At 68.0% G+C, this 23392-nt stretch carries 21 protein-coding genes; 10 read left to right on the forward strand and 11 right to left on the reverse strand.

The genetic code is table 11. The features are described 5' to 3' along the window. The first annotated feature begins 14 nt into the window (after positions 1 to 14). Positions 15 to 1457, forward strand: coding sequence for a PLP-dependent aminotransferase family protein (locus ACQPYH_RS36235; protein ID WP_432880913.1), 1443 nt, complete (start codon positions 15 to 17; stop codon positions 1455 to 1457). Positions 1458 to 1641: 184 nt separating this feature from the next. Further along, positions 1642 to 2286 carry a peptide-methionine (S)-S-oxide reductase MsrA gene (gene msrA / locus ACQPYH_RS36240; RefSeq protein ID WP_432880915.1) on the forward strand — a complete coding sequence of 215 codons (645 nt, stop codon included), beginning with the start codon at positions 1642 to 1644 and terminating at the stop codon, positions 2284 to 2286. Between the two features lie 44 nt (positions 2287 to 2330). Here msrA and ACQPYH_RS36245 read toward each other — a convergent pair whose 3' ends face one another. Together ACQPYH_RS36245 and ACQPYH_RS36250 are read right to left on the reverse strand one after the other, a co-directional pair. After that, positions 2331 to 3278, reverse strand: coding sequence for a lysylphosphatidylglycerol synthase transmembrane domain-containing protein (locus ACQPYH_RS36245; RefSeq protein WP_432880918.1), 948 nt, complete (start codon positions 3276 to 3278; stop codon positions 2331 to 2333). 90 nt (positions 3279 to 3368) lie between these two features. Beyond that, the gene (locus ACQPYH_RS36250; RefSeq protein ID WP_432880921.1) at positions 3369 to 4415 is read right to left on the reverse strand and encodes a glycosyltransferase family 4 protein; all 1047 of its coding nucleotides are present in this window, start codon (positions 4413 to 4415) and stop codon (positions 3369 to 3371) included. Between the two features lie 161 nt (positions 4416 to 4576). Here ACQPYH_RS36250 and ACQPYH_RS36255 point away from each other — a divergent pair, with 161 nt between their 5' ends. Then, positions 4577 to 6856 carry a CDP-alcohol phosphatidyltransferase family protein gene (locus ACQPYH_RS36255; protein ID WP_432880924.1) on the forward strand — a complete coding sequence of 760 codons (2280 nt, stop codon included), beginning with the start codon at positions 4577 to 4579 and terminating at the stop codon, positions 6854 to 6856. 103 nt (positions 6857 to 6959) lie between these two features. Continuing rightward, positions 6960 to 7859, forward strand: a complete 900-nt coding sequence (locus ACQPYH_RS36260) for a hypothetical protein (protein ID WP_432880927.1) — start codon at positions 6960 to 6962, stop codon at positions 7857 to 7859. A 7-nt stretch (positions 7860 to 7866) separates the two neighbouring features. Here ACQPYH_RS36260 and bfr read toward each other — a convergent pair whose 3' ends face one another. The 4 genes from bfr to ACQPYH_RS36280 are packed head-to-tail and all read right to left on the reverse strand — an operon-like array spanning position 7867 to position 9564. Next, positions 7867 to 8343, reverse strand: coding sequence for a bacterioferritin (bfr, locus tag ACQPYH_RS36265; RefSeq protein ID WP_432880929.1), 477 nt, complete (start codon positions 8341 to 8343; stop codon positions 7867 to 7869). Next, positions 8330 to 8539, reverse strand: a complete 210-nt coding sequence (locus tag ACQPYH_RS36270; RefSeq protein WP_432880931.1) for a (2Fe-2S)-binding protein — start codon at positions 8537 to 8539, stop codon at positions 8330 to 8332. Before ACQPYH_RS36270 ends, bfr begins: the two co-directional genes overlap by 14 nt. A 59-nt stretch (positions 8540 to 8598) precedes the next feature. Continuing rightward, a complete protein-coding gene (locus tag ACQPYH_RS36275; protein WP_432894567.1) occupies positions 8599 to 8928 on the reverse strand; it encodes a nucleoside triphosphate pyrophosphohydrolase in 330 nt (109 codons plus the stop codon). 12 nt (positions 8929 to 8940) lie between these two features. After that, complete coding sequence (locus tag ACQPYH_RS36280) at positions 8941 to 9564, reverse strand: histidine phosphatase family protein (protein ID WP_432880934.1); 624 nt, start codon at positions 9562 to 9564, stop codon at positions 8941 to 8943. A gap of 291 nt (positions 9565 to 9855) precedes the next feature. Here ACQPYH_RS36280 and ACQPYH_RS36285 point away from each other — a divergent pair, with 291 nt between their 5' ends. After that, positions 9856 to 10305 carry a hypothetical protein gene (locus ACQPYH_RS36285; protein ID WP_432880937.1) on the forward strand — a complete coding sequence of 150 codons (450 nt, stop codon included), beginning with the start codon at positions 9856 to 9858 and terminating at the stop codon, positions 10303 to 10305. 216 nt (positions 10306 to 10521) lie between these two features. Here the strand turns inward: ACQPYH_RS36285 and ACQPYH_RS36290 are convergent, their stop codons facing one another. Continuing rightward, on the reverse strand, positions 10522 to 13347 hold the full coding sequence (locus ACQPYH_RS36290; protein WP_432880940.1) for a BTAD domain-containing putative transcriptional regulator: 2826 nt from the start codon (positions 13345 to 13347) through the stop codon (positions 10522 to 10524). Positions 13348 to 13493: 146 nt separating this feature from the next. Between ACQPYH_RS36290 and ACQPYH_RS36295 the strand changes: the two genes are divergently transcribed. Both ACQPYH_RS36295 and ACQPYH_RS36300 read left to right on the forward strand, forming a co-directional pair. After that, positions 13494 to 14015, forward strand: a complete 522-nt coding sequence (locus ACQPYH_RS36295; RefSeq protein WP_432880942.1) for a DUF6653 family protein — start codon at positions 13494 to 13496, stop codon at positions 14013 to 14015. A gap of 2 nt (positions 14016 to 14017) precedes the next feature. Further along, positions 14018 to 14842, forward strand: a complete 825-nt coding sequence (locus tag ACQPYH_RS36300; protein WP_432880944.1) for an alpha/beta fold hydrolase — start codon at positions 14018 to 14020, stop codon at positions 14840 to 14842. Positions 14843 to 14878: 36 nt separating this feature from the next. On the opposite strand, the gene ACQPYH_RS36305 is transcribed toward ACQPYH_RS36300, so the two are convergent. After that, positions 14879 to 16837 (reverse strand): heparinase II/III domain-containing protein, encoded by a 1959-nt coding sequence (locus tag ACQPYH_RS36305; RefSeq protein ID WP_432880947.1) that lies wholly within the window; start codon positions 16835 to 16837, stop codon positions 14879 to 14881. A gap of 136 nt (positions 16838 to 16973) precedes the next feature. Here ACQPYH_RS36305 and ACQPYH_RS36310 point away from each other — a divergent pair, with 136 nt between their 5' ends. Continuing rightward, a complete protein-coding gene (locus ACQPYH_RS36310; RefSeq protein WP_432880950.1) occupies positions 16974 to 17579 on the forward strand; it encodes a chloramphenicol phosphotransferase CPT family protein in 606 nt (201 codons plus the stop codon). Here the strand turns inward: ACQPYH_RS36310 and ACQPYH_RS36315 are convergent. From ACQPYH_RS36315 to ACQPYH_RS36325, 3 genes are all read right to left on the reverse strand, one after another. After that, on the reverse strand, positions 17550 to 18068 hold the full coding sequence (locus ACQPYH_RS36315; RefSeq protein ID WP_432880952.1) for a DinB family protein: 519 nt from the start codon (positions 18066 to 18068) through the stop codon (positions 17550 to 17552). The two genes, ACQPYH_RS36310 and ACQPYH_RS36315, sit on opposite strands and share 30 nt — an antisense overlap. A 75-nt stretch (positions 18069 to 18143) precedes the next feature. Next, entirely contained in the window at positions 18144 to 18665 is a 522-nt protein-coding gene (locus ACQPYH_RS36320; RefSeq protein WP_432880955.1) for an RICIN domain-containing protein, read from the reverse strand. 83 nt (positions 18666 to 18748) lie between these two features. Further along, entirely contained in the window at positions 18749 to 21472 is a 2724-nt protein-coding gene (locus ACQPYH_RS36325) for a BTAD domain-containing putative transcriptional regulator (RefSeq protein ID WP_432880958.1), read from the reverse strand. 120 nt (positions 21473 to 21592) lie between these two features. Between ACQPYH_RS36325 and ACQPYH_RS36330 the strand changes: the two genes are divergently transcribed. Both ACQPYH_RS36330 and ACQPYH_RS36335 read left to right on the forward strand, forming a co-directional pair. Further along, a complete protein-coding gene (locus ACQPYH_RS36330; RefSeq protein WP_432880961.1) occupies positions 21593 to 22417 on the forward strand; it encodes an alpha/beta fold hydrolase in 825 nt (274 codons plus the stop codon). 81 nt (positions 22418 to 22498) lie between these two features. Further along, positions 22499 to 23314: an alpha/beta fold hydrolase gene (locus ACQPYH_RS36335; RefSeq protein ID WP_432880963.1), complete on the forward strand. Its 816-nt coding sequence runs from the start codon at positions 22499 to 22501 to the stop codon at positions 23312 to 23314. Positions 23315 to 23392: the final 78 nt, after the last annotated feature.

Below are 23392 nucleotides of genomic sequence, written 5' to 3' on the forward strand. Positions count from 1 at the left end.
TCATAGTGGACTGCATGAAGGGGCAATATCTTCCGGCAAGCACCCTTGTCGGCCTGCTCGGCGGGTGGGCCGACGGCACCGGCCCGGCGTACTGGCTGCTGGCCGAGCGGCTGCGGTTGCTGATCGCGGACGGCCGGATCACGCCCGGTTCGCGGCTGCCGAGCGAGCGGGAGCTGACCGAGAGCCTCGGCGTGAGCAGGACGACGGTCGCGTCGGCGTACCGGGAGTTGCGCGACCGCGGGTACGTGATCAGCCGCCGCGGTTCGGGCAGTGTCACCGCTCTCCCGGGCCGGGTCCAGCCCTCCCTCAGCCGGCACCACGCGCCGACATTCGAGACCGACGGGCACTACGACTTCACCGCGGCCGCCCCCGCCGCCATCCCGGGGATCAGCGCGGCGGTCGCATCAGCCATGGACGACCTGCCGGCGCAGCTCGCCACCCCCGGCTATCACCCACAGGGCTTGCCGGAGCTGCGCGCGGAGGTCGCGGCCGTGTACGCCGAACGCGGGCTGCCGACTTCCCCCGACCAGATCATCATCACTGCCGGCGCCCTGGCCGCGACGTCGATCGCGATCCGTGCGATGACGCAGATCGGCGACCGGGTGCTGACCGAGAGCCCCACGCATCCCAACTCCGTCGACGCGATCCGGCACAGCGGATGCCGCATCGTCGCGACCCCGATGGGTCCGGACGGCTGGGACCTGCCGTTGCTGGAGGCAACCATCAGGCAGACCGCGCCGCGGGCCGCCTGGATGGTCGTGGATTTCCAGAACCCGACCGGGTGGTTGATGCCGGCGGCGGACCGCAAGCAGTTGGCGGCCGCGTTCGCGCGCAGCCGGACGACGGTCATCGTCGACGAGACGCTGTACGGGTTGTCGCTCGACGGACAGGATATGCCGCCGCCGTTCGCGTCGTACAACCCGGAAGGTGTGATCACGGTCGGCTCGGCGAGCAAGCTGTTCTGGGGCGGCCTGCGGATCGGCTGGATGCGGGTGCCAGAAGCGCTGGTCGCCCAGGTGCTCGACGCGCGCGCGTCGCTCGATCTTGGGGCACCTGTGCTTGAGCAACTAGTTACAGCGCAACTACTTCGGCAGCGGGAGTCGTTGTTGCCGGACCGCCGGCTGACGGTCGCCCGCCAGCGCGACGCCCTCGCCCAGGCCGTGTCCGAAGAGCTGCCGTCGTGGCGATTCCGGCTGCCGGGCGGCGGCCTGTCGTTGTGGTGCGAGCTGCCGGAGCCCGTCGGCTCGAGCCTGGTCGGACTGGCCGAGCGGAACGGCGTACTGCTGGTCGCCGGTGCGCGGTTCTCCCCGGACGGCGGCCTGGAGTCGTTCATCCGCTTGCCGTACACGCTCCCCGCGGACGCACTCCGTGACGGAGTACGCCGCCTTGCCGCGTCGTACGGCGCGCTCACCAGCGGTATGCCCCGCGCCCGGCGCTCGGCCGCGATGATCGCGTGACAGCGGATCCCCAGGCCATCACAATCGCGCCGCACACGCCGCCGCCCGCGGGGCCCCGGGGCGATCGCCAGATTGTGATGGCGTGGGGATCCGGCACGTCATCGCGCCGTAAGGGGTGCGGGGAAGGTTCGCCTTACAGCTGGCGTTAAGAGCGTATGAGAGTCACTCTGCGAGAGGCGTGAGAATGTCGTTCTTCACCCGCAACACCGCCATGGTCGAGCCGTCGGCCGCCCTGCCCGGGCGGGAGACCCCCGGGTTCGCCGTACCGGACGAGAACATCGTCCTGCACACGCCGCAGACCGCCGCCGCGCCCGAGGGGTTCGAGGAGGTCTGGTTCGGCACCGGATGCTTCTGGGGTACCGAGGAGATCTTCTGGCAGCAGCCCGGCGTGTACACGACGGCCGTCGGCTATGCGGGCGGTTACACCCCGAACCCGACGTACGAAGAGGTCTGCACCGGACGCACCGGCCAGACCGAGGCCATCCGTGTCGTCTACGACCCCACCAAGACCACCTTCACGGATCTGCTGAAGGTCTTCTGGGAGACCCACGACCCGACACAGGGCATGCGCCAGGGCAATGACCTCGGTTCGCAGTACCGCTCGGCCATCTACTACACCACCGACGCCCAGCGCGCCGAGGCCGAACGCACCCGCGACCTGTACGCCCCCGTCATCAAGCCCCTCGGCTACGGCGACATCACCACCGAAATCGCCCCCGCCACCACCTTCTACTACGCCGAGGGCTACCACCAGCAGTACCTGTTCAAGAACCCGAACGGCTACCGCTGCCACAGCAACACCGGGACCAAGTTCCCGGCTGAGGTCTGACAGATCGACCGTGATGCCCTTGGACTCTGCCGAGTTCAGGGGCATCAGGCGTATTTGCGCTCGACTTGTTCCTGAGCATCGGTCGGGCCGGGCGCAGTGTCCTGGGCGCGGCGGCGGGCGGCCACCAGGACGACGGCGCCGGGCAGTGTTGCGACCAGGGCGAGCATGCCGTAGACGACCGCGACGGTGACGCCCAGCGCGGCGCCTAGTCCGACCGAGCTGAACGCCCAGGCGGCTGCGCCCTCGCGTGGGCCCCAGCCGGCGATGTTCGTCGGCAGTGCCGAAGCTGTCAGCACGACCAGTGCCAGAGGCAACAGCCGAGCCGGCGACACGTCGGCTCCGGTCGCTCGGACTGCGATCAGGAACACGGACGCGTGGCCGAGCACGGCGACGGTGGAGGCGAGCAGGATGCCCGGCCAGGCTCGCGGCGCGAGAACGGCGTCGCGGAGATCGCTGGTGAAGGCGCGTCCGATCCGGGAGGAGAGTCGGCGTCCGTTCAGGTACAGGACTGCGGCGAGCAGCCCCAAACCTGCGAGGACCACAACCGCCACGGCGGCCGAGGGAACGGCGGCCGAGGGGGCGAAGGATGCGGCGGGCCAGGACAGCAGGAACAGCACGGCCGCCGTCAGGACGAGCTGCACCGCAAATCCTGACGCCCGCTCCCACGCGACGGCTCGCAGGCTACGGCCCAGGTCGCCGACCTCGCGCCCGTGGCGTACGGCGCGGTGTACGTCGCCCACCACCCCGCCGGGCAGCGTGGCGTTGAGGAACTGGGACCGGTAGTACGCCGCCACCGCCGTCCTCAGCGGCATCTCGACGCCAAGTCCGCCGGCGACGAGGCGCCACCGCCAGGCACAGCACAACGTGGTCAGCGAGGTGATTGCGAGCGCCGCGACGATCGGCCAACCGGTCGTCAGTCGGAGCCCGTCCACCAACGGGCCCGTGCCGACCCGCCACACGAGAACGGCGAGGATCGCGGCACCGCCCGTCACGCGGGCCCAGGTCCAGAGGCTTCGGCTGATGGCAGTTCCGATCTCTTAGTTGGGCTCGTACCAATAACACGGCTGTCACCCGCCGCTGGTTCAGCCAGCGCCCCCAGACAGTGCGGTCGACAGCACGGCCGACAGCTCGCGGGAAGTCTGCGCCCAGTCGGACAGTGTCAGTCGCCGCGATCTTGCCGCCACGCGCAGCCGGCCGCGCTCCACAGGGTCACCCAGCCATCGACGCAGCGCTTGCGCGAGAGCGTGTGGGTCGCCCGGCGCGACCAGCAGGCCCGGTCGGCTGCCGTCGGGGGCATGGCCGAGAGCCTCCGGTACGCCGCCGACCTCCGTAGCCACAACCGGCAGCCCGCGGGCGAGGGCCTCGGTGACGACCATGCCGTAGGTCTCGAACTGGGAGGCCAGCACTAAGGCGTCCGCCTCTGCGTAGGCACGCTCGAGTTCGGCGCCCGTGAGCGGGCCGGTGAAGGACACCCGGTCGGCGAGGCGCCGGTCCTTGGCCTGCCGGCGCATTCGGTCGACGTACTCTGTATCAACGTCCAATGAACCGACGAAGACGCATCGCCAGGCCGTATCGTCCACCGTGGTCAGCGCCTCGAGCAGGAGGTCGGGGCCTTTGGCCGGGGTGATCGCTCCGACACAGAGCAACCGCCCACCGGACACCGAGCCCGATGCCAGGTCGGCCTTGTCGACACCCGGCCGTACGACGTACATGCGATCCTCGGGCAGCGCGTAGTGGTCGAGCAGCCACCGCCGAGTCCAGTCGCTCGTGGCCACGATGGCGGATGCCGCCGACAGCGCGGCGGCCTCGCGCGCCTCGTCCCGCGGCATGTGCAGGAGTACGACGAGCCGCAGGCGGTCGGCCTCCGGCTCCAGCACCTCCGGGACCACGGACGCCAGCAAGCCATCGACCAGCACCAGTCCACCGTTCGGGACCCGGGCCAGCGCCGCGCCCGCGGCCGAGCGGGCCGCCGCGTCAGGGTGGACCCACTGGCCGGCCACGGCGTGCTCGTGGACCGACCAGCCGAGTGCCATGAGACCGTCACAGACCCGGCGGTCGTAGACATTGCCACCGCTCGGCCGCCGCGGGTCGTCGATCCCGTCCGGGATCAGGACGTGTACCCGCCTCACGACGACCGCTCGTAGCGCGCGCCGGGTTCGCCGATCCAGAACGCGCGTGCTTCGATCGGCACCGCAGCCTCCTCCCGCCCGGGTGAACCGGTGCGACGCTGTTCTCGTATGACTCTCGTACCCGTAGATACGGAGGCAGTGTGCGCCAGGTTCAGGGTCGAGTGCCCAGCCGCATCCTGACCGGCCCGCTCGTCGGCTTCGCTTGTCTGCTCGTGCTCCTCGGTGTGCTCGCAGCGGTCGTCGGCCTCGACGTCGCCGGCTGGGTGACCGGCGTCGCCTGCGGAGCCGGCCTTGCCGTGCTGCTCGCCCGCGCGATGGCGCATCACCGTCGTGACGGACTCGGACCCGCGGACAGAGTGACACTGACTCGCGGGGTCCTCGCCTGCGGGGTCGCGGCGCTCACCGCGGACTCGTTCGGCGGCCAGGCGCAGGTGGCGATCCTCGTGACGCTCTCGACGATCGGACTGATCCTCGACGGGGTCGACGGCAAGGTCGCTCGGCGTACCGGCACAGTTTCGGCGTTCGGCGCGCGTTTCGACATGGAGGTCGACGCGTTCCTGATCATGGTCCTGAGCGTGTACGTCGGCCGTACGGCGGGTTGGTGGGTGCTGGCGATCGGTGCGGCCCGCTATGCGTTCGTCGCCGCAAGCTGGGCGTTGCCGTGGCTGCGCGGTTCGCTCCCGCCTCGCTACTGGGCCAAGGTTGTCGCCGTGATCCAGGGCATCACCCTGACCGCCGCGGCGGCCGGTTTCCTGCCCGATGCCGTGACCACGGTGGTGCTGCTGATCGCCCTCGCGCTGCTGGCCGAGTCGTTCGGCCGTCAGATCTGGGGGCTGTGGCGCCAGGCCGGAAGCCCGGCCGGCACTCGGGCCGCCGTGACGTCGGCGCTCGCGGTGCTCCTGCTCTGGGCTGCGCTCCTCATGCCGGACCACACCGGCAACCTGTCGCCGGCCGCCTTCCTCCGGATCCCGCTCGAGGGCCTGGTGTTCGTCCTCCTCGTCTGCGTACTGCCGTCGAGACTCGCGCGGATCCTCGCACTGATCGGCGGTCTCGTCGTCGGGGTGCTGCTGATTGTGCGGCTGCTCGACAGAGGCTTCTACTTCGCCTTCGACCGCGCCTTCCACCCCGTGTACGACGCGGCGTACGTCGGCTCCGCGCTGGGCCTGCTGAGCGACTCGATCGGCCACGTCGGCGCCCTCGCAGTCTTCATCGGAGCCGGACTCCTCCTCGTGGCGCTGCTCGCCCTGCTGCCGCTGTCGGCAGTGCGGGTGACCCGGCTCGTGGCCAGACATCGGCGGCCGACGATCCAGGTCGTGGCCGTCCTGGCCGTGATCTCGATCGTGCCGGCGCTGACCGGCGCTTGGCCGGAGCCCGTACGACAGCCCGTCTCGACCGCCGCAGCCCGGCTCGCGATGCAGGTCCGTGACGACCTCCGCGACCAGCGGGAATTCGTGCAGGCGCTCAAGCAGGATCCCTTCCGCGACACCCCGGGCAACGAACTGCTGACCGGCCTGAAAGGCAAGGACGTGCTCCTGGTCTTCGTCGAGAGCTACGGACGCACGGCGCTCGACTCTCCGGTAGTCGGGTCGGCGCTCGAGGCCGGGGATCGGCGGCTGCAGCAGGCCGGCTTCTCCTCGCGCAGCGGCTTCCTCACCTCGCCGACCTTCGGCGGTATCAGCTGGCTGGCGCACTCCACGCTGCAGTCCGGGCTGTGGGTGAACAACCAGCAGCGGTACGACCACCTGGTCACGCTCGACCGGGTCACCCTCACCGACGCGTTCGGCCGGGCCGGCTGGCGGACGGTCGCCGACGTACCGTCCAACAACGAGGCCTGGTCGGTGGCGAAGACGTACTACCACTACGACATGGTCTACGACCGCCGGAACGTGGGGTACGCCGGTCCGTCCTTCAGCTATGCCTCGATGCCTGACCAGTACACCCTGGCCGCGCTCCAGCGGCTGGAGCTGGACAAGCCGAACCGCGCTCCCGTCATGGCTGAGGTCGACCTGGTCTCCAGCCACACGCCCTGGGCGCCGCTCCCCCGGATGGTCGACTGGAGCCAGGTGGGCGACGGCTCAGTCTTCGACCCGATGCCGGCCGAGGGCGACTCGCCGGAGGACGTATGGCGGCAGCCGGAACAGGTGAAGGCCGCATACGCACAGTCCATCGCCTACTCGCTCGACGCGCTGACCTCGTTCGTACAGGAGGTTCACGACCCCAACCTGGTGCTCGTCGTCCTCGGCGACCACCAGCCGGCCAGCATCGTGTCAGGCAACGGAGCGAGCCACGACGTACCGGTGAGCATCATCGCCGCTGACCCAGCCGTGACGGACCGTGCAGCGAACTGGGGCTGGCAGACCGGACTGCGACCGGCCGCCACCACACCGGCCTGGCCGATGGACACCTTCCGCGATCGCTTCCTCACCACCTACGCCCGCTAGTACCGGCCTTTCTGTTGCAGGTAGTGGCAATTGATGAGGGTTTCATCTGTCGGCGCCGCTATCGTCTGCGGTCGGGGATGACGATCTTGGAGGGGATGGACGAATGAGCGTACGACGTCTTGGGCTGGTGCTGGCGGGTGCTGGAGCGCTGGTGGCGGCTGCGTTGCCGGGACAGGCGAACGCGGGCGGCCGGGTGGCCACCGATGCGCTGACGTGCATCAACCGGTTCGTCTGGACCGACAGCGCGAACGCTGTGCAGGAGGCTGACGTCATGGCCGCGAAGCCGCCCCGACCCTTGACTGGCACCTACCAACTTGCGCAGTTCGTGCCGGTCCGGGCGATGACGACCTGGTACATGTCGATCACCCGTCAGGGCGAGCAGTACTCCTACGGTCTGCTGTTGCAGGGCGGAAACCTGTACCGCCACTCGACCATCACCCCTTCGGACAGCCGGGCCCGGGTGACCGCGACCAAGCTCGGGGGCGGATGGACGAGCTTCAAGTCGATCGCCACGTCGAACTACAACGACCCGGGGAGTGTCACGCACGCGTTCCTCTACGGACTCAACACCAACGGCAGCCTCTACCGGTATGCGGCGAGCGGCACCGGCTACCGAGCGTACGGCTCGTTCGCCGGGTTCAAGAGCTTCAAGGCGATGGCGATGATCAGCCAGCAGCCGACGTACGACACGCTGCTGATGACGACCACCGCGGGGGCGCTCTACACGATCCACATCCCGACCGCCGCCAAGACGAAGCCGGTCGTCAAGCTGATCCGCAAGTCCGGCTGGTCCTCGTTCGAGTCGCTGCTGATCGAGCACTGCGGCAACAACGACGGGTCCGTCGTGGTCGGCATCGACCACAACACCGACTCCGGCTACCAGTACGCGTTCAGCAAGGCGAAAGGCACGGCCACCGCGATCACGTCGTACGGCAAGATCCCCGTCACCTTCACCGGCACGGTCTACGCCTCCCGCACCAACGCCTGGCTGTACGGCGAGTAGCCGGGCGCTACTTGGAGGTGAGTTGCTGGGCCAGGTATTGCTGGAGGCCGATGCGTTCGATGGCGTCGAGCTGGCTTTCGAACCAGTCGACGTGGTTCTCTTCGTCGCGGACCATTTCCTCGAAGACTGCCGCGGAGCCGTGGTCGCCGAGGTCGTGGCACTCCTTCGCGGCGGCGTTGAACTGGGCGACTGCGGCGAGCTCGCCGTCGAGACCGAGGCGGAGCATCTCCTGGGCGTCCTCGCCGACGGCGATCGGTCCGAGCTTCTGGAGGTTGGGGTGGCCGTCGAACAACAGGATGCGGCTGATCAGCGCGTCGGCATCCTTCATCTCGTCGATGGACAGGTCGTAGAACGCCTTGCCCAGCCGGCCGAAGCCCCAGTTGTCGAGCATCCTGGCTTCCAGGAAGTACCCGTTGATGACCGTCAGTTCGAGCGTCAGCGCCTCGTTGAGCAGCACCACGACGCGTGGGTCAACCGGTTGCACTTGCCACCTCCGTGAGCAACGGTGCCGAGACAGACCTCCCATGCTGGCACAACAATCGCTTCACGGAGAAGACACAACTGCCGCAATTCCGCCCCGCCCCGGTCGCCCCGCACACCTGCGCAAGCGTCCGGGCGCCGTCGTCGATGCTCTGACGGACGTCCCGGTCACTGACGACCTCACAGTGGCAGACGATCACACAGGAAAGGCTACCCTAACCGCATAGGACTAAGCACGGTCGCGTCCGTCACATGTCAGCTAGCGGACACCGGTCCAGATCACTCGGTTGCTGAAGGTCCCGCGCTCACCGGCCTTGGTGGCGCGAGTTGTTTCGAGGGCTTCCTTGGAGGTTCCCAGGTCAGCCGCCAAGGCGTACACAACCTCAAGAACGTCCGCAAGCTCCTCGACGGCGGCCTCCCCGTCGGCAGCAAGAAACTCGTCAACCTCCTCCAGCAGCTTGTCCCGCAGCCGACTCCGGTACTCCGCACCCTCGGCCCGATAGCTGATCGGCTCAGCACCACTCGCCCGGATGATCTCCGGAATCCGATCCCTCACCAGCTTGCCGCCAGCATTCATCTGCTCCTCCATCACGCCCAGACCCTAGTTCAGTGCGGTCGGGAAGCCAGTCCAGCGGAGTTGCGCAGGCAGATGGCGCATGTCGTTGTAGATGAGGACGGAAGACGGGCGGCCGGGCGTGTATCGAAGTACGGTGAGCGCGGCGTTGCAGTGGTTCAGACTGAGCCACCGCCAACTCGGTGCGTCCATGGCATGTCGTACGAGCCAGCCGACCAAGAAGTTGTGAGTGACTACCAGCTGGTGCTGCTCGTTCTCGCCCCGCACTGGTCCGGTGAAGCGCTCAAGGGCCAGGCGGGCCAGCTCGGGTCCGCGCTCGAGCTCCTCGGTCGTGAACTGGTTGAGGAAGCTGAGCAGGTAGTCGGCCGACTCGGCTGGTAGCTCGTCCCTGACCGGCACGTGAGGGACGTAGTCGCCCGCGTCCTCCGACACCTCCAGCGGGACTTCCGTTCGGAGCTGCTTCTTGGTCAGGTACGCCGTTTGGGCTGCCCGGGGAAGCGGACCGTGGTGGACGCTCGAGAAGGGGACGTCGTGCAGCCGCCGGCCGAGCAGCACCGCCTGACGTTTGCCGCTCTCGGTCAACCCGCTCTCATCCGGCAACGCCTCGGCATGCCTGACGAGGTAGAGGTATCGGGTGGCGGTTCTCGTCATTCGGTACTCCGTCCCGCTGTCGACTCGCCCTGCCTTGTGGACGTCGGTGGCAGCACCCGAGTTCGCATCGGTCGTTTGCAGGAAGTGGCAATGAGGGTGGGGGCTGGGTTGTTGGGTGTGGGGGTTGTGCCTGGCGAGGCTGTGGCTGTGGGGAGGTCCGGGATCCCGTGTAGCAATCGGGTGGTGTGGACGGATTCTGCGAACGTTGCGACGGATGCCGAGGTAACGGCTCGGAAGCCGCCGGTGGTGACGGATCGGTCGTTTCTGGCGAACTTCGTTTCCGTTCGGGCGATGTCGACCTGGTACATGACGTTCAGCCGCAGCGGCGTGCAGTACTCCTATGGCCTGCTTCTGCAGGGTGGGAACCTGTACCGGCACTCGACCACCACTCCGGTCAGCGGCACGCACCGGGTGACGGCGACCAAGCTCGGGAGTGGGTGGACGAGCTTCAAGGCGATCGCCACGTCCAACTACGGTGCTCCCGCCAAGCCCACGCACGCGTTCCTGTACGGACTGAACAGCAACGGGAATCTCTACCGGTATGCGGCGAACGGCACCGGCTACAGGTCGTTCGGGTCGTTCGGCGGGTTCAAGAGCTTCAAGACAATGGCTGTGCTCAGCGAGACGCAGACGTACGACACGTTGCTGATGACGACCACCGCCGGCGCGCTGTACACGATCCACATTCCCGTCACGGCAACCGCGAAGCCCGTCGTGAAGATGATTCGGCCGAGCGGCTAGTCGTCGTTCGAGTTCCTGCTCGTCGAGCACTGCGGCACGAACGGCGCCTCAGTTCTGCTCGGGATCGATCACAACACCGACTCCGGGTACCAGTACGGCATGAGCAAGGCGAACGGTACGGCGACCGCGATCGTCTCGTACGGCAAGGCCCCGGTCCTCTTCAACGGCGGCGTCCACGCCTCGCGCACCAGCTCCAGCCCACTAAGTGGCGAATAGCTACGGGCGGACGGGTTCTGCTGCGAGGGCCAAGTAGAAGTAGTGGCGGTTGGTCGTCTTGGTGCCGGCCGTCTCGTCTAGGAGGGCGGCGGCCTGCAGGCGGTCGCCCTTGGCGTTCAATAAGCCGGCCAGGTTGGTGCGGGCGTGGGTGGCGAACCAGCCGGCGCCGGCTGAGTCGGCGGTCACTATGGCCTCGCGGAAGGCGCCCTCGGCGGTGGTGTGGTCGGTAGTGCGGCCCAGCTGGACCAGGGCGAAGGAGACGTAGTGGTTGAGTTGAGTACGTCGGGCCGCCACGACTGCGTGCTCAGCCTCTGCACGCGCGGTTGAGAGGTCGCCCCGGAGCTCAGCGACTCTGCTGCACAAGAGGTAGGCCCAGCAGCGGAAGGGCTCATAGCCGATCGCAGTAGACCGGCGGAGTACTTCGTGACTCGCCCTGTCGAGCTCGTCCACGTCGCCCGAGCGGAGTGCTCGGAGACAGGTGATGAGATCGTTCCCAGCGACGTACCAGTCCGAGCCGGCCGCAGCCAGCACAACCCTCGCCTCGGCGAGAAGCTCGGCGGCACGCTGGTGGTCTCCCGCAACTTCCAGCGCCAGTCCGAGCGCTTGCTTCGACCAAGCAGTCGTCCACGGGTCATCCGCCACGAGTACGACGGCCTGCTCGCCAGCAGCGACCGCAGCCTCCAGATCGAGCTGCTGGCCGGCCAGATAGCAAATGACGGTCAAGGCACGCCCACGCAGCAAGGGCCGCACCTGGCCACCCGACGCAAGCACAGCATCGACCCAGGAGCGGCCAACAGCATGGCGATCGCTGCTCGACCAGAACCACCACAACGCGCAGGCGATCCGCAGAGAGTCCTCGCTCGAGGTAGCGCCAAGCTGCGCCGCCCGGAGGTTGCCGTACTCCGACTCCACCCGCAGCTGCCACTGAAGGTAGTCCTTCGACCTCAGTCCGGACTCGGCGTCCTCGGCCAGCGCAACGAAGTACTGGCGATGCGCTCGTTCGGCCTCCCCAAGCAGACCACTCGCCTGCAGTCGCTCATGCCCGTACTCCCGAAGCGTTTCCAGCAGGTCATAGCGCCCGGCCGACACCGGAGTCACCAGTGACTTGTCGACGAGCAGGCTGAGCAGATCCAGTGCACTGCCCGGATCGATGCCGCCGACGCGGGCTAGCGCCATCGCGGCTTCGATCGAGCAGCCGCCCTCGAAGACCGAGAGCAGGTCGAACAAGGTCCGCTCCTGCTCGTCCAGCAGGTTGTAGCTCCAGTTGATCGTTGCGCGGAGCGACTGATGTCGCCCCGACGCTGCCCGGCCCGGTGTCACCAGCAGTGCGAAGCGGTCACTGAGCTGCGTGGCGATGTATTCCACCGGCAGCGCCTTCGTCCTGGCTGCCGCGAGCTCGATAGCGAGTGGGAGCCCGTCGAGGCGGCGGCACAGGTCAGCCACTGTGGTTGCGTTGTCGGCAGTGAGCTCGAAGCGACCCACACGCTGGGCCCGCTCCTCGAACAGCCGGACGGACTCCGTCGCGGCCAGCGTGGCAAGGTCGTCGACGTTCGCCTCCGGAACCGTCAGCGGTGGGACGAGCGAGTGGATCTCCCCCACGATGCCGAGCGGTTCGCGGCTGGTCGCCAACACCTGAAGCCGCGGGCACACGGACAACACCTGTTGGGCCCACTCGGTGATGCCCGGCAGTAGGTGCTCGCAGTTGTCCAGGACCAGCAGCAGTTGGCGGGGTCGCAGGTACTCAAGCAGACCGGCACCGGCCGAAGCGGGTCCGTCGTCCGCACTGGCCGACAGCCGCCCGGCGGCACCACCCGCCAACGCGGACGCAACGGCCTGCGGTACGGCGCTTGCCTCGGCGAGCGGCTCCAGCTCAACCATCCACACGCCGTCCGCGAAGTCGACCCGGAGCGCGGAGGCAGCCTCGATCGCGAGCCGCGTCTTGCCTGCACCAGCCGCACCGGTCAGTGTGACGAGGCGGTGCTCGCCGACGGCCCGCAGTACCTGCGTCAGCTCGGCCTCACGTCCCACGAAGCTCGTCAGCGGAGTCGGAAGACCACTGTGGTCGGTCAGAGCTGGCGAGCCACCGGGAGGCGACCACGTCAGCACCGGGTCATGCCGCAGTACCGCCGCCTCCAGGTCACGCAGCTCAGGCCCCGGCTCGATCCCCAGCTCTGCCGCCAGCAGCGATCTGGCCTGCTGGTACGCCGCCAGTGCATCCGCCTGCCGACCACACCGGTAGAGAGCCAGCACCAGGTGCCCCCACAGGGTCTCCCGGTACGGATGCTCGCGTACGGCGGACTCCAACTCGCCAACGACCTCCCGGTGCTGACCGAGCCGCAGATCGGCGTCGATCCGGTCCTCCAGCACGCCCAGCCGCAACTGGTCGAGCCGGACCGCGTCGGCGCGCGCCCAGTCCGCATCGAACTCCTCCAGAGCCGGACCACGCCAGAGCTGCTCGGCCCGGCGAAGCACGGTGACCGCGGCGTGGACGTCACCCGACCGCAGCTTGGCCCGGCCTTCGGCTGCGAGCCGCTCGAACCGGACGGCGTCCACGTCCTCCGGCGAGATGTCCAGCAGGTACGTCGGTCCCTGGCTGGTGATCTCCGTACGGCCGAGAGTCTTGCGGAGACGTGACACCTGGTGCTGGAGCGTGTTCGCGGTCGCGCCGGAACCCCAGACCGCTTCGACCAGCGTCTCGACCGGCACCGGGCGGGCCGCGTTCAGCGCCAGCATGACCAGTACCGCGCGCTGCTTGGCCCCGGCGACCGCAACGGCGTTCCCGTCAGCGTCCTCGACCTCGATCGGGCCGAGCAGCTTCACCCTCACGACATTTCACGCTGCTACGGACCCACTGCCGTCGTCAATGCCGGACATGGCAGCGCCATGGCAGCGCGGGACTCCAGGGCGCGAGTACGACGGCAGCGCGCCGGCGCACTCTGCCATCGGAATCGCTCAAACCCTGGAGGTACACAATGAGCACCACTACAACGCGTGAGACCAAGCTCGCGCACTTGTTCGGCCTCGAAGGCGACAATTGGATGCGCCACGCGAATCCGGCCAGCGTCTGGACCCGGTTCAGCGTCCTGCCGCTGCTGACGATCTCGATCTGGAGCCGGGACTGGATCGGCTGGTGGTCACTGATCCCGATCGCCCTGTCGCTGGTCTTCATGGTCGTCAACCCGGTCCTGTTCCCGACGCCGCGATCGACCCGGTACTGGGCGTCCAAGGCGGTCTTCGGCGAACGCATCTGGGCCGAACGGAACTCCGTGGAGATCCCCGAGCAGTTCCGGTCGCAGGTGCCCAACATCACCTACACGTTCCAGCTCGTCGGTATGGCGTTCTGGACGTACGGACTCGTCGTACTGGATCACGTCGGACTGGTCGCGGTCGTCGCAGGTCTGGTGATCGTGCAGTGTGCGAAGGCCTGGTGCCTGGACCGCATGGTGCTGCTCTTCGAGCAGCTGAAGAGCCAGTACGCCGGATGGGAGTACTGATCATGAACTTCCTCTTCGTCCACGGCGCATGGCACTCCTCGACACACTGGAACGACATCGTCGGGCGGTTGGTGGCGATGGGCCACCGCGCGTTCGCGATCGACCTTCCGGGCAGCGGGCGCAACGCCGAATACCCGCAGTCCTATCTCCGCAACGACTTCGCTGCGTTCGCGACCGAGCCATCGCCGATCGCGAGCATCGGCCTCGCGGACTACACGAACGCCGTCGTCGCTCAGGTGGAGAAGATGGCCGCGCACGGCAAGGTGACGCTGGTCGGTCACAGCATGGGTGGCCTCACGATCACCCGGGTCGCCGAGGCCGTTCCCGACCTGCTCGAGCGGCTGGTGTACCTGAGCGCATACGTGCCGGTCCGCCTCGCATCGGCCAACGACTACAGCCAACTCCCGGAGAACAAGCCGGGTATCTCGGGCGCACTCGTCGTCGCCGATCCGGTTGCCACCGGCGCGGTGCGGATCAATCCGCGCAACGGCGATCCGGAGTACGTCGAACACGGCCGGCTGGCGTTGTACAACGACGTGACCACCGAGGAGTACGTGAAGTACGCCGTCGCGTTCGACCCGGATCTCCCGGTCCGGGTCGGGGTCGAGGACGCGCGGGGCACCGTCGACCGCTGGGGCAAGGTTCCACGCGTCTACGTCCGGACGACCGAGGACCACACCGTCCCGCCGGCGTTGCAGGACCGGATGATCCTGGAGGCTGACGCGGCGACTCCGCACAACAAGTTCGTCGTACACACCCTGCCGTCCAGCCACTCGGCATTCGCCTCGATGCCCGACCGGCTCGTGAGCACCTTGCTCGAGGGCTGACCTGAGGGGTGCCTCCCGCGAGGCGCCCCTCACGCATCAGCCGGCGCGGTAGAGGGATCCGCCGCCGGAGATCGCGATGCTGGTGGCCTTACCGCCGACGTTGAGGTTGACGATGAACGTCGTACCGGACTGGCGGACGCTGTAAGTCACCGAGCCGGTGGAGCGGACCGGGACGACGAACGACAGGATCGACGCCGTCGTTCCAGAGCGGGCCATCATCAGCGTCGGAGCAGACTTGCGGACGAAGCTGCTCGGATACACCCAGCCTTGGATCGGGTTGGTCTGGGCCTGCTTGACCAGGATCGCGCCGGCCGGCAGCGCCTGCTTGAACGGGATCTGGAACAGGATCGTCTTCGTCGTGTCGCCGGGCGCAGCCGCGATCGCGGTGGTCCGCGAGTACACGGTCGCCCGCTGATCGGATGGCAGATGCCACAGCGTCTGGAATGCCTGAGCCGTCCTCGCCGACGCACGATCCCACGTCACCAGCAGATCCGGGTCCTTCAGCACCAGGACCGAACGCACGCGGCTGATCCCGCTCCCGGGTGCATCGCTGAACACATAGGCCTCGGCATTCGTCTTCACCGAGGACGCGGTCAGCCGAGTCGTCGGGTTCAGGTACGTCGACAGCGGTGTCGTCATGTCACTGTGCGCGCCAGGACTCACGACCCAGGTCCGATAAGCGCCGGCGTTGTACGCCGCATACCCGCCGTCGACGATGATGTCCCGCCCGCGCGCCGTGTACGTGATGCTCGTGTGGTCGAAGTGCCCGTGGAACGCCCGCGGCGGACCGAACCTGATGCTGTACGACGACTCACCCGTGAACCCGCGCGCCGCGTCGGTACCCCACCCGGTCCGCCCGAACACGTACCCGGCCGAGTAGATCCCGACCCGCCACGGCGGCACTGCACCCTTGGCGCCGAACGAGCCGGCGTACTCCAACGGCGTACCCACCCAGGGGTACGTCGACTGCACCTCGGTGTCGCCGAGCTGATGGAGTTTGCCGAGCGAATTCGTTGCCAAGGTCAAGAACTTCGCCAGCAACGCGCGCCGCGTCGAGATCGTCGTACCGGGATCGACGCCGCAGTTCTGCATCACCGCGATCGCGCGGCCCCAGAGCGAGTAGTTGAACGACGCATACCCCGTCGACTGTTCGTTGGTCGCACCCTGGGAATCGATCGAGGTCGTGATGCCGGCCGCGAACCGTTGCTGTGCAAGGTTCCGGTAGTCGGCGCGGCCCAGCGTGCAGCCGACGCCGAACAGTGCGATGCTCTCGTCCGTCCCGTGGTTCCACGCGCCGCTCCAGTAGTTCGTCAGGAACCTCGCGTGACTCAGCAGCGCCGTGTCCAGCCAGGCGTAGCGGGTCGGCAGTGTGGTGACCTTCAGCCCGGACAGGATCGCTTGGCGCAGGCAGATGAGCACGTTCGTCCGGTGCATGGTGGACTCCCACGCTCCGACGTTCGCCTTCCACGAGTACGGGTTGTCGCGGTACCAGTCGTAGGCGATCGTGTTGACCCGCGTCAGCGCGGTCAGGTCGCCCTGGCCGGCCGCGATGATGCCTTGCCCGAGCCAACGCAGTGAGTGGAACCACATGTACCAGCTGGCGTTCTTGTACGGGTTCGACGCCCAGTTGATGTTGCCGCCACCATTGCCCACCTTGTACGCCGCGTACGGTCCCCACTGGAACTTGTCGGCGTACAGGTTCGCCACCGGGTTGGTCTTCTCGATCCCGCTGAACCCCGAGCACGCGTAGAACGGCGCCGCGAGCGACTGGACCTTGTTGTTGTTGGCACCGATATCCGTCGCCGGCGGAGCAGTCGGCGGTACGACATTGGTTGCCCCCGGCACGAACTGCGCCTCGAGCGGATCCTCCGGCCCGGGCACGATCTGGATCCCCGGCGCAGCTCCCGGCGTACGTGTTTGCCCTGTTGCCGTTCCCGCTCCCAGCACGAGAACGACGATCCCCGCGGCCAATCCGGCCGCTCCCCTGAATCGCATGACGTTGCACCCCCACTGCTCGCACCACGGTCGGCACGCAGAATTAGCGGGGGCGGACAGCTCTCCGAGGTTCAGTTCTCCCTACCAACCTCGATGCAGCCGCAGCACCAAAGGTTGCGGCAGGGATGATGGTGCGGTGTCGATTGCCGCAAGCCATGAGTTGACTCCGCAGACCAACACCGGCCGCCCAGGGCGTTTGATCCTGCTGAACGGCACGTCGAGCTCCGGGAAGTCGAGCATCGCCGAGGAACTGCTGGCCACGTTGGACGGCGCGTGGTTCCATCTGGCGATCGACCGGTTCCATGGCGTTCGCGCCCGGCGCGACTGGACCGAGGAGACGTTCTTACCCGTCTTCCAGCGCACGGTCCTGGGCTTCCATCGGGCCGTCGCGGGGATGGCCGCCGCGGGCAACGACGTGGTCGTCGATCACATCCTCGGCGAACGCTGGCGGCTCGAGGACTGCCTGACGGTCTTCGACGGCCTGCCCGTCCTCTTCGTCGGCGTCCGTTGCTCCCTGCCCGAGTTGGAACGCCGCGAACGCGAGCGCGGGAACCGGACCATCGGCCGAGCCGCAGTCCAGTTCCCGCTCGTGCATCAGCATGACAAGTACGACGTGGAGGTCGACTCGGAACACAACACCCCCGCTGAGTGCGCCGCCCTCATCCGCGACCGTCTCGACCAAGGTCCCCCGGCGGCCTTCGACGAACTGCGCTCAGCCCATGGTTTTCTGGCCGTCGATTGATTCCCGGATGATGTCGGCGTGGCCGGCGTGCTGGGCGGTTTCGGCGGTGATGTGCAGGAAGACGCGGCGGACGGACCAGAAGACGCCCGGGGGCTGCCACGGAGCGGCGGGCAGTTCGTACGACGCGTCGAGGTCCAGCGTGCGCACCAAGTCGTCGGTGGCGGCGGCAATCTTCTCGTACTCCGCGAGTACGCCGGCCAGCGTCTCGCCCTCGACCAGCCGGAACTGGTTCTCCCAGGCCGCAATCACCTCAGGCGTGTACTCCGTCGGCGTCGCCGCGCTCTCCCCCTTGCCCTGAGCGAAGTCGGCCCAGTGCTGCTCGACCGACGCAACGTGCTTGATCAGCCCACCGACCGTCAGGGCGCTGACCGTACTGCGGGTGTTCGCCTGCTCGTCCGTCAGGCCCTGCGCGGTGCGCCGCAGGAAGTCCCGGTGCTTGGCCAGGAAGTCGAGGATGTCTTGCCGCTCACCGCTCTGGTTCGTCGTCATACCCCGACTCTAGGGACAGAAGCGGCCAGGTACTGACCTCTTCTCGACCAAAGAGGTCAGTACCTGCGGACGAGGTCAGGACCAGCTCTGGAACTTCCGGTTCGGGCTGGAGTTCGGGTAGCACGCGAGCGTGCGCAGGCCCTTGCCGCTGTCGTCGAGGCAGCGCTTGGTGGACTGGTTCTGCAGCCGGATCGTGCCATCGGAGTACGTCAGCTTGTACCAGCTCTGGAACTTCGAGTTCGGGTTCGAACTGGCCCAGCACGAGATGGTCCGCAAACCCAGGTGGCTGTCGTCGAGGCACTCACCGGTGCCGACGCTTCGGAGCTGACGCGTCTGGTCGCCCGGCCAGACGTGGATCTGCCACTTCTGTGTGATCTTGCCGTTGCATCCGAGCGTCCGCAGGCCCTTGCCGCTGTCGTCGAGACACCGGTTGGTCGCCTTGTTCTTCAGCGTCTGGACCGGATCGGCCGCGACGGCCATCTGGTTGCCGGTGATCAGTTCGCGGTCGACGGGCTTGGCGGAGGCCGAGCCGGCCGAGGTCCCGATCAGAGCAGCGCCGACAGCTAGGCCGAGCAGCGCGCCACGAAGGCTGTTCATTCTTCCTCCCGAGTTCGTTGTCGATTTCGGGATCCACCCTCGCAACGGACGCTGGCGGTGCGATGGCGCGACGATGGCGCGACTCAGCCGAGCTTGGCGCGAACCGCGGCAGCACTCGGGTGGTCGAGGTCCTCGAAGATTCCTGCGGCGCGACTCCAGTAGTCATGGGCGGTCGCGTGTTCACCGATCGCTTTGTGGATATCGCCGGTCGAGTCGTAGGCGTCGGCGAGCTGCAGACGCCGGCCGAGCTGCTCCTCCAGTTCGATCACGCGCCGGTAGCAGCGGAGCGCGTCGTCGTGTCGACCGAGCCGCGCATACGCGAAGGCGAGGCTGTCGAGGGTGTCGGCTTCGCCGTCGAGCTCGCCGATCTCGCGCAGCTCGGCGAGCGCCTGCCCGCAGCAGTGGATGGCACGCCCGTAGTCCCCCAGCGCGGCATGGTCCCAACCCTCGTTGTTCAGCGCCATCGCATGCCCTGGTAGGTGACCGACCTGGAGATACCGCCGCTGTGCCTCCGTCGACGCGACGATCGCTTCGGCCTTGCGACCATAGGCTGACAGCACCCGGCCGATGCCGATGTACGCATGTGCCTCGCCAGTCACGTCACCGAGCGACCGCGACAGGTCGAGCGCCTGCCGATGTTCGTCGAGCGCCTCGTCCAGCTGACGCAGCTTGAGGTGGATGCGGGCCAGATTACGATGCGCTCTGGCTTTCTCGGTCACATTACCGAGTCGGGTCACCGCGGCGAGTGCTCGCTCGTGGACGGCGATCAGCTCGTTCCAGTCGCCACGATGGTCCAGGAAGTCGTACAAGACCCACGCCAACCGCCAGACCTGCTCGTCGAAGCCGGCCAGGTACGTCAGACCGACCAGCGTGCGGCGTCTGGGAGCGAACCAGTCCATGGCGGCGGCACGTGTCGCCGGCGGGTCGACGTCCACCGCCGGGTCGGGAGGCAACAGACTCACCGGATCGCGGGTCGGACTCACGATCCGCGCCGCGGCATGACCGGTGCGCACCAGCAGGTCGAGCAACCGGCCGAGCGCGGCCCGGGCCTCGCCCGGCTCCGCGAGCTCGACCGCGTAGCTACGCAACAGGTCGTGCATCACGTACCACCCCGGGGCGGCCTCGGTGAGCTGGTGTGAGCCGCACAGCTCGTCCAGCAGCGGCTGCACTTGTCCAGCGGTCACACCGGCCAACGCCGCGGCTTCCGCGGTGTCGAACTCCGGACCGGGATGTACGCCGAGCAACCGGAACAGTCGCGCAGCGGACGGACTCAACGCTCGGTACGACCACGAGAACACCGCTCGCGCCTCCGTCGCCGGGTCACCGGCTGACAACGCGTCCAGGGCGTTGCGGCGAAGCTCGGCGGCGAGGCTCTCCAAGGACCAGTTCGGGTGCAGGTCGGCGAGCGCACCCACCAGCGCGAGCGCGAGCGGCAGCCCCGCACATCCGGACACCAGTTCGTCGAGAGCGGCCTGCTCCGTGGCGAACCGCTCCGGGCCAATCCTTGCCTCAAGCAACAGTTTGGCCGCGTTCGCACCGAACGGCCGCAGTGTCACGGCGGCCGCTTGCTCGACGACGACCAGGCCGGCCAGCCGATCGCGGCTCGTGATCAGGGTCAAGCAGCCAGGCCCGCCGGCCAGCAACGGCCGGACCTGCTCGGCGGACCGGGCGTTGTCCAGCACAAGGAGCACCTGCCTGTCCTCGAGCAGACTGCGTAGCGCGGCCGTGCGGGCCTCGATGTCCGCGGGCACCCGGTCCGGCGGCGTACCGAGGGCGGTGAGGAACAGGAACAACGCAGTACCCGGATCAGCCGTCCGGCCGGACAGGTCGAACCCGCGGAGATCGGCGTACAACTGACCGTCGGGGAACCGTTCGGCGATCTGCCGGGCCCAGTGAACGGCGAGGGTCGTCTTCCCGATGCCCGCCGGTCCGGTCACCACGCACAGGCCGGCTGCCGGGCGGTTCGCGATCCGGTCGACGTACTCGTCGAGCCGTTTGAGCGAGCGGCCGCGCCCGACGAACCCGGCCAGACCCGCCGGGAGCTGATGTGGCACCGACAACTGTTGGGCCTGGGAAGAGTCCGAGCTGAGGATCCGTGCCTGCAGTTCCTGGGCGGCGGCGGACGGCTGCACGCCGAGTTGCTCGTCCAGCACGCGCCACAGCCGCTGATAGGTGTCGAGCGCCTCCGCCCGACGGCCGGCACGAGATTGTGCCGTCATCAGCAGCTGCCATGGCAGTTCCCGCAGTGGATGCCGCGTGACCAGGGTCTGGAGCTCAGGTACGACGGCGCTGTGCCGTCCCAGCCCGACGTCAGCTTGCAGGCAGGTCTCGAGTACTTCGAGCCGAGCCTCCTCCAGCTCGCCGGCGCGCTCGCGGACCGCGGGCAGGTCGACGTCTGCGAGGAACTCCCCCGACCACAGCGCGAGCGCCTCGCGGAACCGCGCGACCGCATCCGGAGCCCGCTCCTCCGCCAGCGCGGTCCGGCCGGCCGCGACCAGCCGTTCGTACTCGGACAGGTCGGACTCCCCGGCCGGCACCTCCAGCACATAGCCGTCCGGTCGGCTCTCGATCCGCAGCGCCGAGCCCTCGAGCTGACGGCGGAGCCGGTACACGCAGGACTGCAACGTGGTGCGTGCGCTCGGCGGCGGCGTACCGCCCCAGAGCTGGTCGACCAGCCAGTCCCGCGGCGCCAGCGCGCCGGGACGCACGGCAAGCAGTGCCAGTACGCCGCGTTGGCGAGCCGCGTCGAGACCTGTCCGCTCGCCGTCGACCCACACCTCGAGCACGCCGAGCACCCTCAGCTGCATGCCGGTCAGCGTAACTCGCGACGGTGGCACGGGCGGGTCGTCGCGGGTATCGTGACCCGGGGCTGGCTGGGGGACAACCTTTGTACACAAGGGTTTTCGAGCTGAGGGGGTTCCGAACAGATGGGAACGATCACTACCAGCGACGGCACCGAGATCTTCTTCAAGGACTGGGGCGAGGGGCAGCCGATCGTCTTCAGTCACGGCTGGCCGTTGTCGGCCGACGACTGGGACAACCAGTTGCTGTTCTTTCTCTCGAAGGGCTACCGCGTCGTCGCACACGACCGCCGCGGGCACGGCCGGTCGACGCAGACCGGCGACGGGCACGACATGGACCACTACGCCGACGACCTGAAGGCTGTCGTCGACCACCTCGACCTGCGCGACTGCATCCACGTCGGTCACTCGACCGGCGGCGGCGAAGTCACCCACTACCTGGCCCGGCACGGCGAGGACCGGGCTTCCAAGGCAGCGCTGCTCTGCGCGGTCCCGCCGCTGATGGTGAAGACCGACGCGAACCCGGAGGGCCTGCCCAAGGAGGTCTTCGACGACCTGCAGAACCAGCTCGCCGCGAACCGTTCGCAGTTCTACCGCGCACTTCCCGAAGGGCCGTTCTACGGCTACAACCGGCCCGGCGCGGTACCGTCCGAGGCGGTCATCGCGAACTGGTGGCGGCAAGGAATGATGGGCGGCGCGAAGGCCCACTACGACGGCATCGTCGCGTTCTCCCAGACCGACTTCACCACCGACCTGCAGCAGATCACCATCCCGGTCCTCGTGGTCCACAGCGAGGACGACCAGATCGTCCCGTACGCCGACGCCGGTCCGAAGTCGGCCGCGCTGCTCAAGAACGGGGTCCTGAAGACGTACAAGGATCTCCCGCACGGTCTGCCCACGACGCACGCCGACGTGGTCAACGCCGACCTGCTCGAGTTCTTCCAGTCCTAGTCCTGCACTTCCGGGCACCACAGGCTTCGTCACGCTCCCGCGCGCCCTCCCGGCGACAGTCGCTTGACGAAAGGCTCATCCATGCATCTGCACCGCACGCGAGTGCTCGCCGTCCTGGGCGTAGTACTCGCCCTCGTGCTTGCCGCCGTGACACCGGCGGCGGCATCACATCCGAGCGGCCCCAAACCCACCATCGTCCTGGTCCACGGCGCGTGGGCCGACGGATCCAGTTGGCAGAAGGTCACCAACAAACTCCTCGACGACGGCTACACGGTCCGCGTCCCACCCAACCCACTCCGCAACCTCCAGACCGATGCCGAGACGATCCGGGACTTCCTGTCGACGCTGTCCGGTCCGATCGTGCTCGTCGGTCACTCGTACGGTGGCGCCGTCATCACGAACGCCGCGACCGGGAACGCGAACGTCAAGGCGCTCGTGTACGTCGACGCCTTTGCGCCCGCTGATGGCGACGTGATCTTCCCGCTGGCCGGGATGGACTCCGCGCTCGCCGTCCCCGACCCGTCGACGGTGTTCGACTTCGTCCCGTACCCCGGGGCGCCGACGGGTGACGTAGATCTGTACCTCAAGCACGACACGTTCGTGAAGTCGTTCGCTTCCGGCCTGTCCCGCAGCGCGGCCGAGAAGCTCTACCCGTCGCAGCGACCGCTCACCCTCAGCGCCGGCAACGGCACCTCCGGGCCGCCGGCCTGGGCCTCGATCAAGTCCTGGTACGTCCTCGGCACCAAGGACCTGATCATCACGCCGACCGCCCAGAACTTCATGGCCACCCGGGCGCACTCGATCATCACCCGGATCCCGGCCGGCCACCTCGGACTCATCTCCGACCCCGGCCCGATCACCAAGGTCATCGAAACCGCAGCCCGCGCAACCAGGTGACGAACCGCCGCGGGTCGTCCGCCGCCGACCGTCCCATACCGTTTGGTATGGCGATGCGGTAAGGCGGGATAATCCGGG

Origin of the sequence: Kribbella sp. CA-245084 (assembly GCF_050942355.1) — a bacterium.
Classification (GTDB): domain Bacteria; phylum Actinomycetota; class Actinomycetes; order Propionibacteriales; family Kribbellaceae; genus Kribbella.

Coding starts and splice junctions, on each gene's coding strand:
- ACQPYH_RS36235 (WP_432880913.1), top strand. CDS start 15: ATGAAGGGGCAATATCTTCCGGCAAGCACCCTTGTCGGCCTGCTCGGC.
- msrA (WP_432880915.1), top strand. CDS start 1,642: ATGTCGTTCTTCACCCGCAACACCGCCATGGTCGAGCCGTCGGCCGCC.
- ACQPYH_RS36260 (WP_432880927.1), top strand. CDS start 6,960: ATGAGCGTACGACGTCTTGGGCTGGTGCTGGCGGGTGCTGGAGCGCTG.
- ACQPYH_RS36275 (WP_432894567.1), bottom strand. CDS start 8,928: ATGGAGGAGCAGATGAATGCTGGCGGCAAGCTGGTGAGGGATCGGATT.
- ACQPYH_RS36280 (WP_432880934.1), bottom strand. CDS start 9,564: ATGACGAGAACCGCCACCCGATACCTCTACCTCGTCAGGCATGCCGAG.
- ACQPYH_RS36285 (WP_432880937.1), top strand. CDS start 9,856: ATGTCGACCTGGTACATGACGTTCAGCCGCAGCGGCGTGCAGTACTCC.
- ACQPYH_RS36295 (WP_432880942.1), top strand. CDS start 13,494: ATGAGCACCACTACAACGCGTGAGACCAAGCTCGCGCACTTGTTCGGC.
- ACQPYH_RS36300 (WP_432880944.1), top strand. CDS start 14,018: ATGAACTTCCTCTTCGTCCACGGCGCATGGCACTCCTCGACACACTGG.
- ACQPYH_RS36305 (WP_432880947.1), bottom strand. CDS start 16,837: ATGCGATTCAGGGGAGCGGCCGGATTGGCCGCGGGGATCGTCGTTCTC.
- ACQPYH_RS36315 (WP_432880952.1), bottom strand. CDS start 18,068: ATGACGACGAACCAGAGCGGTGAGCGGCAAGACATCCTCGACTTCCTG.
- ACQPYH_RS36320 (WP_432880955.1), bottom strand. CDS start 18,665: ATGAACAGCCTTCGTGGCGCGCTGCTCGGCCTAGCTGTCGGCGCTGCT.
- ACQPYH_RS36325 (WP_432880958.1), bottom strand. CDS start 21,472: ATGCAGCTGAGGGTGCTCGGCGTGCTCGAGGTGTGGGTCGACGGCGAG.
- ACQPYH_RS36330 (WP_432880961.1), top strand. CDS start 21,593: ATGGGAACGATCACTACCAGCGACGGCACCGAGATCTTCTTCAAGGAC.
- ACQPYH_RS36335 (WP_432880963.1), top strand. CDS start 22,499: ATGCATCTGCACCGCACGCGAGTGCTCGCCGTCCTGGGCGTAGTACTC.